Annotated in this window: 17 protein-coding genes; 6 read left to right on the plus strand and 11 right to left on the minus strand. The window is 72.9% G+C overall.

The features are described 5' to 3' along the window. The 3 genes from HGK34_RS19165 to HGK34_RS19175 all read left to right on the plus strand — a co-directional run. Window positions 1-632: molybdopterin cofactor-binding domain-containing protein (locus HGK34_RS19165; RefSeq protein WP_201850401.1), on the plus strand; the 632-nt coding region annotated here is incomplete at its 5' end. Further along, on the plus strand, window positions 629-1,099 hold the full coding sequence (locus tag HGK34_RS19170; RefSeq protein ID WP_201850403.1) for a nucleoside deaminase: 471 nt from the start codon (window positions 629-631) through the stop codon (window positions 1,097-1,099). The genes HGK34_RS19165 and HGK34_RS19170, both read left to right, overlap by 4 nt. 103 nt (window positions 1,100-1,202) lie before the next feature. Further along, window positions 1,203-1,769 carry a nucleotidyltransferase family protein gene (locus tag HGK34_RS19175; RefSeq protein ID WP_201850405.1) on the plus strand — a complete coding sequence of 189 codons (567 nt, stop codon included), beginning with the start codon at window positions 1,203-1,205 and terminating at the stop codon, window positions 1,767-1,769. A 43-nt stretch (window positions 1,770-1,812) separates the two neighbouring features. On the opposite strand, the gene HGK34_RS19180 is transcribed toward HGK34_RS19175, so the two are convergent. The 3 genes from HGK34_RS19180 to HGK34_RS19190 are packed head-to-tail and all read right to left on the minus strand — an operon-like array spanning window position 1,813 to window position 4,569. After that, window positions 1,813-2,448, minus strand: a complete 636-nt coding sequence (locus tag HGK34_RS19180) for a hypothetical protein (protein ID WP_201850407.1) — start codon at window positions 2,446-2,448, stop codon at window positions 1,813-1,815. 31 nt (window positions 2,449-2,479) lie between these two features. Further along, the gene (locus HGK34_RS19185) at window positions 2,480-3,205 is read right to left on the minus strand and encodes a cytochrome d ubiquinol oxidase subunit II (protein WP_201850409.1); all 726 of its coding nucleotides are present in this window, start codon (window positions 3,203-3,205) and stop codon (window positions 2,480-2,482) included. Beyond that, complete coding sequence (locus HGK34_RS19190; RefSeq protein WP_201850411.1) at window positions 3,202-4,569, minus strand: cytochrome ubiquinol oxidase subunit I; 1,368 nt, start codon at window positions 4,567-4,569, stop codon at window positions 3,202-3,204. Before HGK34_RS19190 ends, HGK34_RS19185 begins: the two co-directional genes overlap by 4 nt. Window positions 4,570-4,790: 221 nt before the next feature. On the opposite strand from HGK34_RS19190, the gene recO reads away from it, so the two are divergent. Together recO and HGK34_RS19200 are read left to right on the plus strand one after the other, a co-directional pair. Beyond that, window positions 4,791-5,522 (plus strand): DNA repair protein RecO, encoded by a 732-nt coding sequence (recO, locus tag HGK34_RS19195; RefSeq protein WP_201850413.1) that lies wholly within the window; start codon window positions 4,791-4,793, stop codon window positions 5,520-5,522. Then, window positions 5,519-6,325, plus strand: coding sequence for an isoprenyl transferase (locus HGK34_RS19200; RefSeq protein WP_201850415.1), 807 nt, complete (start codon window positions 5,519-5,521; stop codon window positions 6,323-6,325). Before recO ends, HGK34_RS19200 begins: the two co-directional genes overlap by 4 nt. Before the next feature lie 152 nt (window positions 6,326-6,477). On the opposite strand, the gene HGK34_RS19205 is transcribed toward HGK34_RS19200, so the two are convergent. The 8 genes from HGK34_RS19205 to HGK34_RS19240 form a co-directional block, all read right to left on the minus strand. Beyond that, on the minus strand, window positions 6,478-7,515 hold the full coding sequence (locus tag HGK34_RS19205; protein ID WP_201850417.1) for an iron-siderophore ABC transporter substrate-binding protein: 1,038 nt from the start codon (window positions 7,513-7,515) through the stop codon (window positions 6,478-6,480). A 253-nt stretch (window positions 7,516-7,768) separates the two neighbouring features. Next, a complete protein-coding gene (locus HGK34_RS19210; RefSeq protein WP_201850449.1) occupies window positions 7,769-8,572 on the minus strand; it encodes an ABC transporter ATP-binding protein in 804 nt (267 codons plus the stop codon). A gap of 212 nt (window positions 8,573-8,784) precedes the next feature. Continuing rightward, window positions 8,785-9,870 (minus strand): FecCD family ABC transporter permease, encoded by a 1,086-nt coding sequence (locus HGK34_RS19215; RefSeq protein WP_201850419.1) that lies wholly within the window; start codon window positions 9,868-9,870, stop codon window positions 8,785-8,787. Between the two features lie 2 nt (window positions 9,871-9,872). Continuing rightward, entirely contained in the window at window positions 9,873-10,925 is a 1,053-nt protein-coding gene (locus HGK34_RS19220) for a FecCD family ABC transporter permease (protein WP_201850421.1), read from the minus strand. Window positions 10,926-11,029: 104 nt separating this feature from the next. Further along, entirely contained in the window at window positions 11,030-11,404 is a 375-nt protein-coding gene (locus HGK34_RS19225; protein ID WP_201850423.1) for a Fur family transcriptional regulator, read from the minus strand. A 5-nt stretch (window positions 11,405-11,409) separates the two neighbouring features. Continuing rightward, window positions 11,410-12,324 carry a metal ABC transporter permease gene (locus HGK34_RS19230; RefSeq protein WP_201850451.1) on the minus strand — a complete coding sequence of 305 codons (915 nt, stop codon included), beginning with the start codon at window positions 12,322-12,324 and terminating at the stop codon, window positions 11,410-11,412. Between the two features lie 23 nt (window positions 12,325-12,347). Then, entirely contained in the window at window positions 12,348-13,142 is a 795-nt protein-coding gene (locus HGK34_RS19235; protein ID WP_244666948.1) for a metal ABC transporter ATP-binding protein, read from the minus strand. Then, complete coding sequence (locus tag HGK34_RS19240) at window positions 13,139-14,077, minus strand: metal ABC transporter substrate-binding protein (RefSeq protein WP_201850427.1); 939 nt, start codon at window positions 14,075-14,077, stop codon at window positions 13,139-13,141. The genes HGK34_RS19235 and HGK34_RS19240 overlap by 4 nt, the downstream gene beginning before the upstream one ends. Window positions 14,078-14,226: 149 nt before the next feature. Here HGK34_RS19240 and HGK34_RS19245 point away from each other — a divergent pair, with 149 nt between their 5' ends. Beyond that, window positions 14,227-15,633, plus strand: a complete 1,407-nt coding sequence (locus HGK34_RS19245) for a glycine--tRNA ligase (protein ID WP_307816105.1) — start codon at window positions 14,227-14,229, stop codon at window positions 15,631-15,633. Window positions 15,634-15,670: the final 37 nt, after the last annotated feature.

Consider the following 15,670-nt stretch of genomic DNA (forward strand, 5'->3'; position numbering starts at 1 on the left):
AGATGTGTATAAGAGACAGCGTCGGGGACGTCGGGGAGGCCGGGGAGGCCGGGGACGCCGGCGGGCGGACGAGCGCTTCCGGTGAGGGCGGCCCGGCGCCGTCGTCGGACCGTCTGCCCTCCGACGTGGTCGAGGCCACCGCCTCGCACGACGGCACGCCGCGCTCGGTCGCGTTCAACGTGCACGGCTTCCGGGTGGCGGTGCGGCGCGCCACCGGGGAGGTACGCATCCTGCGCTCCGTGCACGCCGCCGACGCGGGCGTGGTCATCAACCCGGAGCAGTTGCGCGGTCAGATCGAGGGCGGTGTCGCGCAGGCGATCGGGTCGGCGCTCCAGGAGCGGCTGACGCTGTCCGACGGGACCGACGCGCCCGCGGGCACCGTTCGCACCCGAACCTTCCGTGACTACCGCGTGCCCGCCATGGCCGACGTGCCCCGCACGGACGTGTTCTTCGCCGATACCGCCGACCGCCTCGGCGTACGCGGCGCGAAGTCCATGAGCGAGGCGCCGTACAACCCCGTGGCGCCCGCACTGGCCAACGCCGTCGCCGACGCGACCGGTGTGCGGCCCCGCGGAATCCCGATGCAGCGCGACACCCTGTGGCGGCTGCTCAACAGCGAGGAGAGAACATGACCGACGACGACCGCTGGCTCGCCCGAGCCGTCGAGCTCGCCACCGCGAACGTCGCCGACGGGGGAGGACCGTTCGGCGCGGTCGTGGTGCGCGACGGCGTCGAGCTCGCCACCGGTGTCAACCGTGTCACCCGGGACCTGGACCCCACCGCGCACGCGGAGGTGATGGCGATCCGCGCGGCCTGCCGGGCGACGGACTCCCACTCGCTGGAGGGTGCCGTGCTCTACTCGTCCTGCGAGCCGTGCCCCCTGTGCCTGACGGCGGGTCTGTGGGCGCGCGTGGACCGCGTCGTGTTCGCGGCGGACCGGCACGACGCCGCCGCGGCAGGGTTCGACGACCGCGAGTTCTACGACCTGCTGGAGCAGGACCGTGACACGTGGCCCAATCCGGTGGTGTCGCGCCGGATCGAGACCGCGGGCGAACCGTTCGCCGCCTGGCGTTCGGCAGAGAAGCGCACCCCGTACTGAGGCCCCTCGACCGAGGTGCTCCGGGTGCCGCGGCTGTCACGTGTCCGTCCGGCGGCGGTGCCGGGTCCGCTCAGGGGCCCGGGGGAGGCCGTAGCGTGGTGCCATGGTGAACGCGGTGGGCATCGTTCTTGCGGCGGGGGCCGGGGTCCGGTTCGGTGGGCCGAAGGCCCTGGCGCGGGCCGACGACGGGACACCCTGGGTCGAGCTCGCCTGCCGCGCCCTGCTCGACGGCGGCTGCCAGGACGTCGTCGTGACGCTGGGTGCCGGTGCGGACGAGGCCGGGCCGCTCGTGCCGGGCTGGGCCACGACCGCCGTCGTTCCCGACTGGGCCGACGGCGCCTCCGCGTCCCTGCGGGCCGGTCTCGCGGCGGCCGCCGGCACCGGGGCCGACGTCGCGGTGGTCACGCTCGTCGACCTCCCGGACCTGCCCGCCGCGGCGGTGCGCCGGATGCTCGGGTCCGACGACGGCGCCGCGGGTGCGAACACCCTGCGCCGTGCCGTCCATCGTGGGCGGCCCGGACACCCGGTCGTGCTCGGGAGGCAGCACTGGGAGGCGATCGCCCGAACCGTCACGGGTGACCGAGGCGCGGCCGGCTACCTGCGGGAACACGCTGCCACCGTGGTGGACTGCACGGACCTGGGCGGCGGTGACGACGTGGACCGGCGCTGACGGCGACCGGTGACCGCTTCGGCGTCCCGGCCGCGCGGCAGGCTCAGCGCTCGACGAAGCGGGTGCCGTCCGGCGTCAGCTCGGGCTCCCAGACCACACGGTGGATGACCCACCGCTCCAGGACTCCGCGCACGGCCATCGCCACGGCACCCCACACGGCGAACAGCAGCAGTGCCTTCAGCCAGTTGTTCCCGAACGTGCCGAACCCGATGATCGCCAGCAGCGGCAGCGCCAGCCCCGCGCCGATCAGCACGGGGAAGATGTGCACGCCCACCCACTGCAGCGCGGACAGCGGGTCGAACCGGCGCTCGGCGATCACGCCGCGGAAGTCGAGGACCTGCACGACGTGGTCCGCCCGCCACTTGGGCACGTGCCGGGCCACGGTCCACTGCGCGTCGCGCGCCTCGAGGTGCGCGCTCTGCGTCGGCAGCCAGATGCCGAGCATCTCGTGCACCTCGGCCGGGGTCATGTACCCGCGGTCGAGGATCGAGACGGAGTGCCACGGCGGCTGCTTCATGTACACGGGCCCCGGGATCGCGAGCGACACCAGGAAGAGCACCGAGCCGCCCACACCGAGCAGCCAGGTCAGGGCATCGGGGACCCAGGTGAGGAGCACGAAGGTCAGGCTGACGGCGCCCGCGCCCAGGAGCGCGCAGAGGATGCGGTTCTTGGTGGTCATGGTTCTTCGATCCTACCGAAATCGGGCAGGCTCAGAAGAAAACCACGTCACGTGGACCGACGGGCCGGATCAGCAGCCGCCAGGCGAACCACTGGGCGGTCACGAGCACCGGCAGCAGCGCCACGACCACCCCGCCGAGCGCGGCCGACGGGCCGTTCCCCACCGTACCCGCCAACAGGTGCGGCCAGGTCACCACCGCCGTCGCGACAACCGGTGCCGCCACCAGGGCCGACGTCGTCCACCACCCGATCCGGGACGGCTCGCCCAGCCGGCGCGCCACGAGCGCCGCCCCGTGCAGGCGGGTGGCGGCCACGTTCCAGGCGGCCAGCACCACGGCGGCGAGCACGCTTCCCCACGCCGCCCCGAGCAGGGCGCCCCAGGCGGCCGGGAGCACCGTCGACGCACCCGCGAGCAGCCGGTCCCACGTGGTGCGCCAGGCGTGCCCGGGGCGGCGGGACCGCAGCCAGAGCGCCGCGTCCCGGAGCGCCCACGACGCGACCAGCGCGACCGCGACCGGGTAGCCCGCGCGCAGCAGGTCCGCCTCGGCATGCGGGAACGCGCCGACCAGCACTCCCGCCCCGGCGACCAGCCACACCTCGCCGGGCAGGAGCAGCGGTCCGACGGCCGCCAGCCGGGCTCGTCGCGCGGCGCCGCTCCGCACGCGGGTGTTGGTCGCACCAGCACCCTGGACGGCGCCGTCGAGCACGGACCATCCCGTGAGCAGGACGAAAAGCAGGACTCCCCAGGCGGCGGTCATCGGACACCTTCCGGTGTGGTCGGCTCGGTCGAGATGGAGGGCGCGGCCGGCTCGGTCGCGAAGCGGAGGAGGTGGCCGCCGGGTTCGCCGTCGGCCTCGGCGCCCAGCACGTCGGCCGGCGCTGCGCCCAGCACGAGGCCCTCCCCGCCGCGCCTGGCGAGCCTGCCCAGCACGGTCCAGTCCACGACCGCAAGCGTGACCATGAGTCCGACCAGCACGAGCAGCGAAGCGAGCACCATCCACGCCGGCTGGTCGCCCACCGCCTCGTCGGTGCGCAGCACGCCCGAGACCACCCACGGCTGCCGGCTCAGCTCGCGGGTGAGCCAGCCGGAGATCGCGGTGACGAACGGGACCGGCAGCGCCACGACGAACGTCCGTTGGAGCGCACCGCGCAGCCCCCGCGGCAACCGGAAGACGGCGTTCCCGATCAGCATCAGGAGCAGCACGGGCCCGAGGAGGACGACGGTTCCCGCCACCGCGTTCATGAGGCCGAGACCGACCGCGGCCACGACGTCCAGACCTCCCGAGACGTCGCCCCCGGCGGGCCCCGGGTCGTCGAGTCGCGTGATGTAGGCGAACTGGCCGAAGCCGAAGCCCATCGCGAGGAGCGCACCGACCGTACCGGTGACGAGCCCCGTCCGCGTCGAGCGGCGCCACAGGTCCTCGTCGACGTCCGCCGGCTGCGGGCCGCCCCACTGCCCGCCGGAGCCCTGACCGCGCCGCAGGTGCCAGGCGCTCACCGCGACCAGGAGGAACCCGCCGGCCATGAGACACGCCCCGACCACGTGGAATCCGGACAGCAGCGCTGCCGGGTTGAAGATCAGGGCGAGCGGGTCGGCGAGGGTGGCGACCTGTCCGCCGGGGCCGTCGACCAGCTCGTGGCCCACGGGGTTGCGCAGGAACCCGTTGGCGACCATCACGGTGAACGCGGAGGCGTACCCGGTGACGACCACACCCCAGAAGACCAGGGCGTGCACACGGCGCGGGATCACGTGCCAGCCGAACACCCACAACCCGAGCAGGGTGGACTCCAGGAAGAAGGCGCCCAGCGTCTCGACGGCCAGCGGCGCGCCGAAGATCTCCCCGGCGACGTCGAGCAGCCCGGGGAAGTGCAGCCCGAACTGCAGCTCCAGCACGATCCCGGCCGCGATGCCGAGCGCGTAGTTCACCAGGTAGAGCTGGCCCCAGAAGCGGGTGGCGCGCTCCAGGACGGGAGCCTGCCACCGGCCGAGGCGCTCGGCGCCGGCCCAGCGGCTGCCGAAGATGGCGACGACCGGGCCGAGCCCGAGCGTCACCAGGACGAAGAGGAAATGGACGGCCGCCAGAAGCGCGAACTCCAGGCGGGCGAGGTCTGCGGCACTCACGGCGGCAACGGTAATGACACCACCTGCCTCCGGGAGCACTTTCCGGCGGATCTCAGGGCACGTTCAGGGTTCCCCCGGACGACGGCGCCGGCCCTGGTCAGCGCAAGGTGTCAGGCTCGGGCGGAGGGCAGCTCCGCCCCGGCCGCCAGGTGGCGCCGCCGCCCGGCACGACGGCCGGGGCGCTCGTCGTCGCTGTCAGTCACACCTGGGACACTAGTCCCGTGCCCTTGTACCGAGACGACGCGATCGTGCTGCGCACCCAGAAGCTGGGCGAGGCAGACCGGATCGTCACGTTCCTGACCCGCGAGCGGGGCAAGGTGCGTGCCGTCGGGCGCGGGGTACGCCGGACATCGTCCCGGTTCGGGGCCCGGCTGGAGCCGTTCATGGCCGTGGACGTGCAGTTCCACACGGGCCGCACACTGGACACGGTCACGCAGGTGGAGACCGTCGGCGCATACGCGCGGCGGGTCTGCGAGGACTACGAGCTCTACACCGCCGGCACCGCGATGCTCGAGGCGGCCGACCGTCTGGTGGATCAGGAGCACGAGCCCGCGGTGCAGCAGTACTGGCTGCTCGCGGGAGGGCTGCGCGCCCTGGCCGAGCGGCATCACGCGGCCGGGCTGGTGCTGGACTCCTACCTTCTGCGGGCACTGGCCGTGGCGGGCTGGGCGCTGTCGCCGATCGACTGCGCCCGGTGCGGCGAACCCGGCCCGCACCACGCGTTCAACGTGGCGGCCGGAGGCGCGGTGTGCCCGCGCTGCCGGCCGCCCGGATCACCGTCGCCGGCCCCGGAGACGTTCACCCTGCTGGCGGCACTGCTGTCGGGCGACTGGAGCACGGCGGACACGGCGTCGACGCGGCACCGGAACGAGGCGAGCGGCCTGGTGGCCGCCTACAGCCAGTACTACCTGGAGAGGACACTGAGATCGTTGAGGATGGTCGAGCGCTCATGAGCAACGCCCAGCCGAGCCCGCGCGGCTCGTTCCTGGAGCCCTACCCGCACCCCTCGGGCGCGCGAGCGCCGCGGATCCCGCGAGAGTTCGTGCCCCGGCACGTCGCCGTGGTGATGGACGGGAACGGCCGGTGGGCGAACGCACGCGGCCTTCCGCGCACCGAGGGCCACAAGGCGGGGGAGCAGGCACTGCTCGACGTCGTCGCCGGCGCCGTGGAGCTCGGTATCGACCACGTCTCCGCGTACGCGTTCTCGACGGAGAACTGGAAGCGCTCACCTGACGAGGTGGCCTTCCTCATGCGGTTCACCACCGACGTGATGGAGCGCCAGCTGGAGACGATGGCGTCCTGGGGCGTGCGGATCCGCTGGTCGGGGCGACGCCCCAAGCTCTGGAACTCGGTGATCAAGGTGCTGGAGCGCTGTGAGGAGCGCACGCGCGACAACGACCGCTGCACCCTGACGATGTGCGTGAACTACGGAGGCCGCGCGGAACTGGCGGACGCCGCCGCGTCCATCGCCCGCGAGGTCGCGGCCGGGCGGCTCGACCCGCGCAAGGTCTCGGAGAAGACGATGCAGCAGCACCTGTATCTCCCGGACATGCCGGACGTGGACCTGTTCCTGCGCTCCGGCGGCGAACAGCGGATCAGCAACTTCATGCTCTGGGAGGCCGCGTACGCCGAGATGATCGTGCTGCCGGAGCCGTGGCCGGACGTCGACCGCCGCCACCTCTGGCAGGCCGTCGAGGAGTACGCGCGGCGTGACCGTCGCTACGGCGGCGCGATCGACGCGGTCAGGAAGGCGTAGGGCTTCCGGGCTCCACCACGACCTGACGACGGCGGGGCCGCAAGCGCGTCTGGCGCTCGCGGCCCCGCCGTCGTCGTCGTCGGGCTGCTGCCGTGCCCGTCGCGGTCGCGGCGGGCGGAGCCGGTACCCGGCGGTCCTCAGGGCCGGGCGGGTCAGCCCAGCAGGTCGCCCAGCTCGTCGGCAAGCGCCGGGACGCCCTCGGGCCAGTCGTAGGACAGCGCGGTGGGCGGCGACACGGACGACACGTTGACCGTCCCGACCACCTGCGCCACCATCCCGTCCGCCAGGGCGGGCAGAGCGCTCAGCTCCTTGCTGTCCGGCAGGGCCTCGGCCTGCTCCTCGGTGTAGGAGTACGCCACGACGACGTCGGACTCAAGCTTGTCGAGCTCCTCGTAGGACAGGGTGTAGTAGAAGTCCTCGCCGCCGGACGGGTCGAGCTCGTCCACCGCCGGAGCCAGCTCGAAGCCGAGCTTCTCGAGGAACCCGGCGCGCGGGTCGGAGGAGTTGTACACGTAGATCTGGCCGTTCTGCGGGTCGTCCACGACGGCCGCGATGGTCTTGCCCTCGAACTCGGGGTGCTCGGCCGCGATCCCGGCCGCGTAGTCCTCGAACCCGGCCAGGACCTGCTCGCCCTCCGTGCCGCGGCCCAGGGCCTCGGCCGTCAGCGTGATGGTGTCGTCCCAGGACGTGGTCCACGGCGCGTCGGGGTAGGCGACCACCGGTGCGATCTCCTCCAGCAGCTCGTACTGCTCTTCGGTGAGGCCCGAGTAGGTGGCGACGATCAGGTCCGGGTCGGCCTCGGCGAACTGCTCGTAGGGCACCTCCTCGCCCTGGGTCGCGTCGTCGAGGATGACGGGAAGGTCTTCGCCGGCCTCCTCGTACGCGTCCTCGACCCATGGGAGCAGCGCGTCCTCGCCCACGGTCCACACCTGCTCGGCGACCGCGACGGGATAGACGCCCACCGCGATCGCGGCCTCGGTCGAGCCCCAGCCCCAGGTGGCGACGCGGGTGGGCTCCTCCTCGATCGTCGTGGTGCCGAGGGCGTGCTCGATCGTGATCGGGAACTCGTCGGTGCCGTCGCCGGCCGCGGACGTGTCGTCGCCGGCCGCCGACGACGAGCAGCCGGCCAGGGCGAGCGCGGACGCGGCCAGCAGGCCGGTCGCGGCGATGAGCGTGCGGCGAACTCGCACGGGTCCTCCTAGGTGTCCGGGGCCCGACGACGCCGGGCTCTTGTGAGGCGAGCCTAACCTCATTTGAGAGCCAATTACGTCACGTCCACATCACGAAATTCCGCTGATGCTGTGATACCTGTCCCACCCCCCCGGTGCTGACGGAGGTTCAGCAGGCCTGCGAGGTCCATAACCCCGCCCGGAATGGTCGGCAGAAGCCTTCTGAACGCATCTCCAACAACGGTTCAGCGGCAGCGACGTCCGTGGGGCCGGTTCAGGCGGGCCGGGTTGCCCGGTCCGCGGTGTGGAAGCGTCCGCGCGGCACCACCATCGGCGTGCCGGAGACCGGATCGGGGACGACGTCGGACTCCAGGTCGAACGCGCCGCGGACGACGTCGCTGGTCAGCACCTCGCCGGGATCGCCCTCCGCGACGATCCGCCCTGCGCTCATCACCACCAGGTGGTCGGCGTACCGTGCCGCCAGGTTCAGCTCGTGCAGCACCATGGCGACCGTCGTGCCGCGCTCCCGGTTCAGCGATGTCAGCAGGTCGAGCAGGTCGAGCTGGTGGCGGACGTCGAGGAACGTCGTCGGCTCGTCGAGCAGCACGATGTCGGTCTGCTGCGCCAGCACCATCGCGATCCACACGCGCTGCCGCTGGCCACCGGACAGGTCCTGGACCGGGCGGTCGGCCAGGTCGGCGACGCCGGTGGCGGCGAGCGCGGAGGCGACCACGGCGTCGTCGTCGGAGGAGTGCCGCCCGAACCACCCCTGGTGCGGGTACCGGCCGCGCGCGACGAGCTCGGCGACGCGGACGCCGTCGGGCGCGATCGAGGACTGCGGCAGCATGCCGACCGCTCGCGCCAGCTCGCGCCGGGACATCGTCGACACGTCACGGTCACCCAGCAGGACCGACCCGCCGGACAGCGGGTGCAGGCGCGCCATGCCGCGCAGCAGTGTGGACTTCCCGCAGGCGTTCGGGCCGACGATCGCCGTGATCCTCCCGGCGGGAAGGTGCAGGTCGAGCCCGTCGATGACGGTGCGGCCGTCGTAGCCGAGCACCACGCTCTCGGCCCGCAGCGTGGGGCCGGCGGCGTCGGCCGTACCCGGCGCGGAGGCGGTGCCGGCTGCCGGGCCGGTGGCAGGCGGAGGAGTGGTGCCGGTGGCCGATGCGGCGTCCGTGGGTGCTGACCCGGTGCCGGGCGCGGAGGCGGTGCCCGGTGTGGTGCCGACGGGGGCGGCCGATGTCGTTCCGTGGTCGGTGCGGACCTCGGCGGGTTCGGGGCGCGGCGTCACCGGCGCTCCTTTCTCTCGTTCGTGGCCAGCAGCCAGAGCAGGTACGGGGCGCCGACCAGCCCCGTCACGATACCGACGGGCGCGGTCACGCCGAACACGTGGTGGTTGCCGATCAGGTCGGCCGTCAGGGTGAGCAGGGCTCCGACGGCGGTGGAGGCCAGGAGGGCGGGGCCGCCGTCGGACAGCACGCGCCGGGCGATCGCCGGGGCGACCAGCGCGACGAACGCGACCGGACCGGCGAAGGAGGTGGCCAGGGCCACCAGCCCGACGGCGAGCAGCAACGTGGTCACGCGTGCCGCGTCCACCCGCACGCCGAGCGCGCGGGCGTTGTCGTCGCCGAGCGCCAGGGGGCCCTGTGTCCGGGCGACGGCCATCACGCCGAGCACGAGCACGGCCGCTCCGGCGGCGAGGATGCCGAGATCCTCGCCCCGGATATCGGCCACGGAGCCGACGGTCCACAACAGCGCGGACGCGGCCTCGCGCTCGTCGGCGCGGGCGAGCAGCCACGTCATGAACGCCTGGCACAGGTACGCGAACCCGACGCCGACCAGGACGAACCGGATCGAGTGCAGGCCACGCCGCCAGGCGAGGAACCAGATGGCCAGGGCGACGGCGAGCCCGCCGCCGAAGGCCGACACGGCCACGGCGATCCCGGCGAGGCCGAACGCCAGCAGACCGCTCACCGCACCCAGGCTCGCCCCGGCGGCGATGCCGAGGATGTCGGGGGAGGCGAGCGGGTTGCGCAAGGTCGACTGGAACAGTGCCCCGGCCAGTCCGAACATCGCGCCGACCAGGATCGCCGCGAGCACGCGCGGCAGGCGCAGCTGCTGGACGACGAACAGGTCGCCGCCGTCTCCGGCGCCGAACGCGGCGAGCAGGGCGGTGCCCGGGGCGATGGTGGAGTCGCCGAGCATCAGGCCGAGCGTTCCGAGGGCCGCCAGCGCCGCGCCGCAGCCGCCGAGCACCAGGCCGAGGCGGCGCCGGCGGGTGGTCCGCAGGTGCGCGACGGCGAGGTGGAGGTCGCCGGGGATCGCGTCGTGCCCCGCCGTGAGGGGCGAGGCGTTCGCGGGAGAATTCGTCATGGTCACACCCCCGCCACGGAACGGCCCCGCGCGACCGCGATGAGCACGGGCGCGCCGATCGCGGCGGCGACGACGCCGGCCTCGAGCTCGGAGTGGGGCAGGGCGACGCGGCCGATGACGTCGGCGACCAGCAGGACCACCGGGCCGAGGACGACCGCGACCGCGGTGATCCAGCGGTAGTCCGTGCCGACCAGGCGGCGTGCGGCGTGCGGCACGGCGAGGCCGATCAGCGCGATCGGCCCCACCAGCGCCGTCGCCGTGCCCGAGAGCATCACGATCGCGACGCCGGACAGCACGCGCGTCGTGCCGACCCGCTGGCCGAGGGCCGTGGCGACGTCGTCGCCGAGCGCGAGCATGTTCATGCGGTGCGCCATCGCGGCGGCGAGCACCGCGCCCAGGATGATGAACGGCCACAGGTCGGCGAGCGCCGCGGAGCGCACGCCGGCGAGTGATCCCACGGCCCAGAACCGGTAGAGGTTGAACGCCGTCGAGCTCTGGATCAGCGTGATCGTGATCAGCGGTGTGAGCAGCGCGGTCACGGTGGCGCCCACCAGGGCGAGGCGGACCGGGCGGCCGGCGCCGATGGAGAAGACCAGCAGGGCCGCCGCGGCGGCCCCGGCGAACGCGAACCAGATGAAGCCCAGCGGTGAGGCCACGCCGAACACCACGCTGGACAGCACGATCGCCAGGCTGGCGCCGGCGTTCAGGCCCAGGAGCCCGGGGTCGGCGATGGGGTTGCGCGTGACGCCCTGCACCAGGGTTCCGGCCAGGGCGAGCGCGGCGCCCGCCGCGATCCCGACGGCGGTGCGCGGCAGCCGTTGCTCGACGACGACGCGGTGGTCCTGGTCGCCGGGGAGCGGCGCGCCGGCGGCCCAGCCGGTCAGGGCGTCCCACACGACCGCGGGGTGGATGTCGCGGACTCCGAGGGCGAGGCTCGCCAGGGCGGTCGCGCCGAGGGCGGCGACCAGGCCGAGCAGGACCAGGGTCCTGCGGCGTGCTCGATCGGGGGTGCGGGTCACCTCACCGGCAGGGGCCGCCGTAGGTGAGGTAAGCATTGCCTAAGTCTGACACATCGGAAGCGTGCGGCGGACCATGGGCGTGATCGGGCGGCGCCGGGCCTGCCTCGGGCGGCGCCGGGCCCGCCACGCCGCGCGAGGCGTCAGCCGCGGCAGTCCTTGCAGATGCCCCACAGCTCGATCGTGTGGTCGATGTCCGTGAAGTCGTGCGCCGCGCCCACCTTGGCGGCCCAGGCCTCGACCGTCGGGCCGTCGATCTCGATGGTGCGGCGGCAGGACCGGCACACCAGGTGGTGGTGGTGCTCGACGCGTTCGCAGCGGCGGTAGAGGACCTCGCCGTCGGCGTTGCGCAGCTGGTCCACCTCGTGGGCGTCGGCGAACGTCTGCAGCGTCCGGTACACCGTGGCGAGGCCCACCGAGTCGCCGCGTGCCCGCAGCACCTCGTGGAGCTGCTGCGCGGAGCGGAACTCGTCCTGCTGGTCGAGTGCCTCGGCCACGGCGGCCCGCTGCCTGGTCATGCGAGTCACGTGCACACCTCCTGGTGGTTCGGCGCTCGTTCGCCCGGTGGCAGCTCGACGTCGTCGGGCAGGTCGGGGTGGGGGTCCTGGGCGGGACCGCGCCGCGCGACGAGCGGACGCACGGCGGCAGCCACAGCGTAGACGGCGATCGCGAGCACGACGATCGTGGCGCCGGGCGAGACGTCCTGGAAGTAGGTGATGGTCAGGCCCGTCACGCAGACGACGACGCCGACGACGCTGGCCGTGGCCATGGTCCGCGCGAAGGAGTGCGTGAGCTGCTGGGCCACCGCCACCGGAACGATCATCAGCGCGCTGACCAGCAGCAGGCCGACCACCCGCATGGCCACGGTCACCGTCAGCGCGGAGACGACGGCGACCATCGCGTTGAGCAGCCACACCGGCAGCCCGGACGCGACGGCGAAGTCCTCGTCGTGGCTCACGGAGAACAGGGCGGCGCGCAGCCCGATCCCCACGGCGAGGATCAGCAGCGACAGCACGACGGTGAGCACGAGGTCCGTGCCGGACACGGTCGAGATCGAGCCGAACAGGTACTGCATGAGGTTCCCGTTCGACCCGCCGGCCAGGCCGATGAGCAGGACGCCGCCGGCGATGCCGCCGTAGAACATGATGGCGAGCGCGAGGTCGCCCGAGGTCCGTCCGCGACGCCGCACCAGCTCGATGGCCAGTGCGCCGACGACGGCGGCGACCACGGCTCCGGGCACGGCGAGCGCCTCGGGCGCGATGCCGAGCGCCGCCCCGATGAGCCAGCCGAGGGCGACGCCCGTCAGGGCGATGTGCCCGATGCCGTCGCCGAGCAGGGAGAGCCGGCGCTGCACCAGGTAGGTTCCGACGATCGGCGCGCTGGCCCCGACCAGGAGCGAGGCCAGGAGTGCGCGCTGCATGAAGGGGTCTGCCAGCATCCAGCTGATCTCGCCGAGCAGGTTCACGGCGCCACCTCCTCGGGGCTCCCGGTGACGGGGTTCTGGGTCAGGGCAGGGGTGGGACGGGAGTCGTCGTGCGGGTGCACGTGCCGGTGGCCTGCGGCGTCGTGGTCGGCGCGGGGGTGTGGCGGGGCGCCGTCGTGCACGACGCGGCCGTGCCGGAGCACGACGGCGCGCGTCACGATCCCGGCGAGTTCTCCGAGCTCGTGCAGGACGACGAGGACGGTGACGCCGCGCTCGACGAGGCGGCGGACGCTCGCGGCGAACGCCTCCTGGCTGGGCCGGTCGACGCCGGCGACGGGCTCGTCGAGCACGAGCAGATCGGGATCGCGGACCAGGGCGCGGGCGATGAGCACGCGCTGCTGCTGACCGCCCGACAGCACGTGCATGGCGGACTCGGCGCGGTCGGCGAGGCCGACCTCCTCCAGCGCCTCGCGCACGCGGGTGCGCCAGCCGCGCGGCAGCCACCAGCGGCGCCCGCTGAGCAGGCCGGAGGCCACCACCTCGGCGGCGGTCGACGGGACACCGGTGCCGGCGCCGACCCGCTGGGGCACGTAGCCCACCCGTTCCCACGGCACGTGATCGTCCGCGAGCGAGGCGCCCAGGAGCCGGACCGTCCCCCCGGACGGCGTGATCACGCCGATGAGCGTCTTGACCAGGGTGGACTTGCCCGAGCCGTTCGCACCGAGCAGCGCGACGGCTTCCCCGGGCCGTACGGTCAGGCCGATGCCGCGCAGGATGTGGCTGGCACCCGCGTGCACGTGCAGGTCCTCGACCTCGATGACCGGTTCGCTCATGCGCATGTCAGTCCTTCCGTGAGAGCGTTCAGGTTCTCGCGCATGACGCCGGCGTAGTCGGCGCCGCTCGCGGCGGCCTCCTCGCTCAGGCCTTCCAGCGGGTCGAGCGTGGCGGTCCGCAGGCCGAGGTCGCCGGCGAGGGTTTCGGCGACCTTGGGGCTGACCAGGGTCTCGGTGAAGATGGTCGTCACGTCGTTCTCCCGGGCGATGTCGCCCACCTCGCGCAGCCGGGCGGGGGACGGCTCGGTCTCCGGGTCGAAGGCGGCCAGCGGCACCTGGTGCAGCGAGTAGCGCGCGGCCAGGTAGCCGAAGGCGGCGTGGCTGGTCACGAGGGTCGCGCCGTCGCAGGTGGCGAGCCCGTCGGCGAACTCCTGGTCGAGTTCTCCCATCTGCCGGCCGAGCTGCAGGGCGCCGGCCGCGTACTCGTCCGCGTGGTCCGGGTCGACGACGGCGAGCTCGTCCGCCACGGCCTGGCCGAGCGCGGCCATGCGGCTGGGGTCGAGCCAGAAGTGCGGGTCGACGCCGCTGTGGTCCTCCTCCTCGCCGGTCCCGGCGGTGTCGCCCTCGTCGGCGGAGGTGAGGTCCGCGAACCCGGCCGCGTCGACGACGTGCTCGGGCGCCCGGGTCTCGACCCCCTCGTCGACGGCGGGCTGCAGGCCGGAGAGGTAGACGACGAGGTCGGCCTCGTCGATGCGGCGCGCCTGGGCCGGCGCGAGCTCGAGGTCGTGCGGCTCCGCCGACGGCGGCGTGAGGTTGTCCACCTCGACGAGGTCGCCGCCCACCTGCTCCGCGACGTACTGGAGGGGGTAGAACGAGGCCAGCACGCTCACGCCGTCGGGCTCGGGGGTCCCGGGGTCGCTGGTGGCGGCGCATCCGGCAACGAGCAGGGACGTCGCCGCGACGGCGGCGGGGACGGCGAGGTGTCGGCGATTCATGAGAACGATTCTCACGCTTGATGAGAACGAATGTCAAACTCGCTCGGCTGTGGATAACCCTGAGGGTCGACGGCGCGCGGCGGGTAGGCTTGAGCCCGACATTCCTCAGCGCCCTGCGGCGATCCATATCCACCTGGAGAGATACCCCCGTGTCCGACAAGCCATCGCGCTCCGCGCAGACCGCCAAGCTCGACGCCGTCGTCTCGCTCGCCAAGAAGCGAGGTTTCGTGTTCCAGTCGGCGGAGATCTACGGCGGAACACGATCGGCATGGGACTACGGCCCCCTCGGTGTCGAACTCAAGGAGAACATCAAGCGCCAGTGGTGGCGTTCGATGGTGACGGGCCGCAGTGACGTCGTGGGTCTGGACTCGGCGGTCATCCTGCCGCGCCCGGTGTGGGTGGCCTCGGGCCACGTCGGCGCCTTCAACGACCCGCTGACCGAGTGCCTCAACTGCCACAAGCGGTTCCGTGAGGACCACATGGTCGAGGAGTTCGAGGAGAAGAAGGGCCGCGCGCCCGAGGGCGGCCTCGCCGAGATCGCCTGCCCCAGCTGCGGTACGCGTGGCCGGTGGACCGAGCCGCGCGACTTCAACATGATGCTCAAGACGTACCTGGGCCCCGTCGAGGACGAGTCCGGTCTGCACTACCTGCGGCCGGAGACCGCCCAGGGCATCTTCGTGAACTTCGCCAACGTGGCGCAGTCCGCGCGGATGAAGCCCCCGTTCGGCATCGGCCAGATCGGCAAGTCGTTCCGCAACGAGATCACGCCGGGCAACTTCATCTTCCGCACGCGTGAGTTCGAGCAGATGGAGATGGAGTTCTTCGTCACTCCCGGCGAGGACGAGACCTGGCACCAGTACTGGATCGACTACCGCACCGACTGGTACACGGACCTGGGCATCTCCCGCGAGAACCTGCGCCACTACGAGCACCCCAAGGACAAGCTGTCCCACTACTCGACGCGCACGGTCGACATCGAGTACCGGTTCGGCTTCACCGGTGGCGAGTGGGGTGAGCTCGAGGGCATCGCGAACCGCACGGACTTCGACCTCAAGACCCACGCCGAGCACTCCGGCAAGGACCTGCAGTACCGCGACCCGGCGACGAACGAGAAGTACTACCCGTACGTCATCGAGCCGGCCGCCGGCCTGACCCGCTCGCTCATGGCCTTCCTCATCGAGGCATACGACGAGGACGAGGCGCCCAACACCAAGGGCGGCGTCGACAAGCGCACCGTGCTGCGGCTCGACCCGCGCCTGGCGCCGGTCAAGGTCGCCGTGCTGCCGCTGTCCAAGTCCGCGGAACTGCTGCCCACGGCGGAGAAGATCGCCGACGAGCTGCGCAAGTACTGGAACATCGACTACGACGTCACCCAGGCGATCGGCAAGCGCTACCGCCGTCAGGACGAGATCGGCACCCCGCTGGCCGTCACGGTCGACTTCGACACGCTGGAGGACCAGGCGGTCACCGTCCGCCACCGCGACTCCATGCAGCAGGAGCGCATCGGCATCGACCAGCTCGTCACCTACCTGGCGGGCCACCTCCCCGGCGTCTGACCCGGGTCAGGACTCACGGCAGAGACGTGGAGGCGGG

The organism is Myceligenerans indicum, assembly GCF_016742955.1.
In the GTDB taxonomy this organism is placed as follows: domain Bacteria; phylum Actinomycetota; class Actinomycetes; order Actinomycetales; family Cellulomonadaceae; genus Myceligenerans; species Myceligenerans indicum.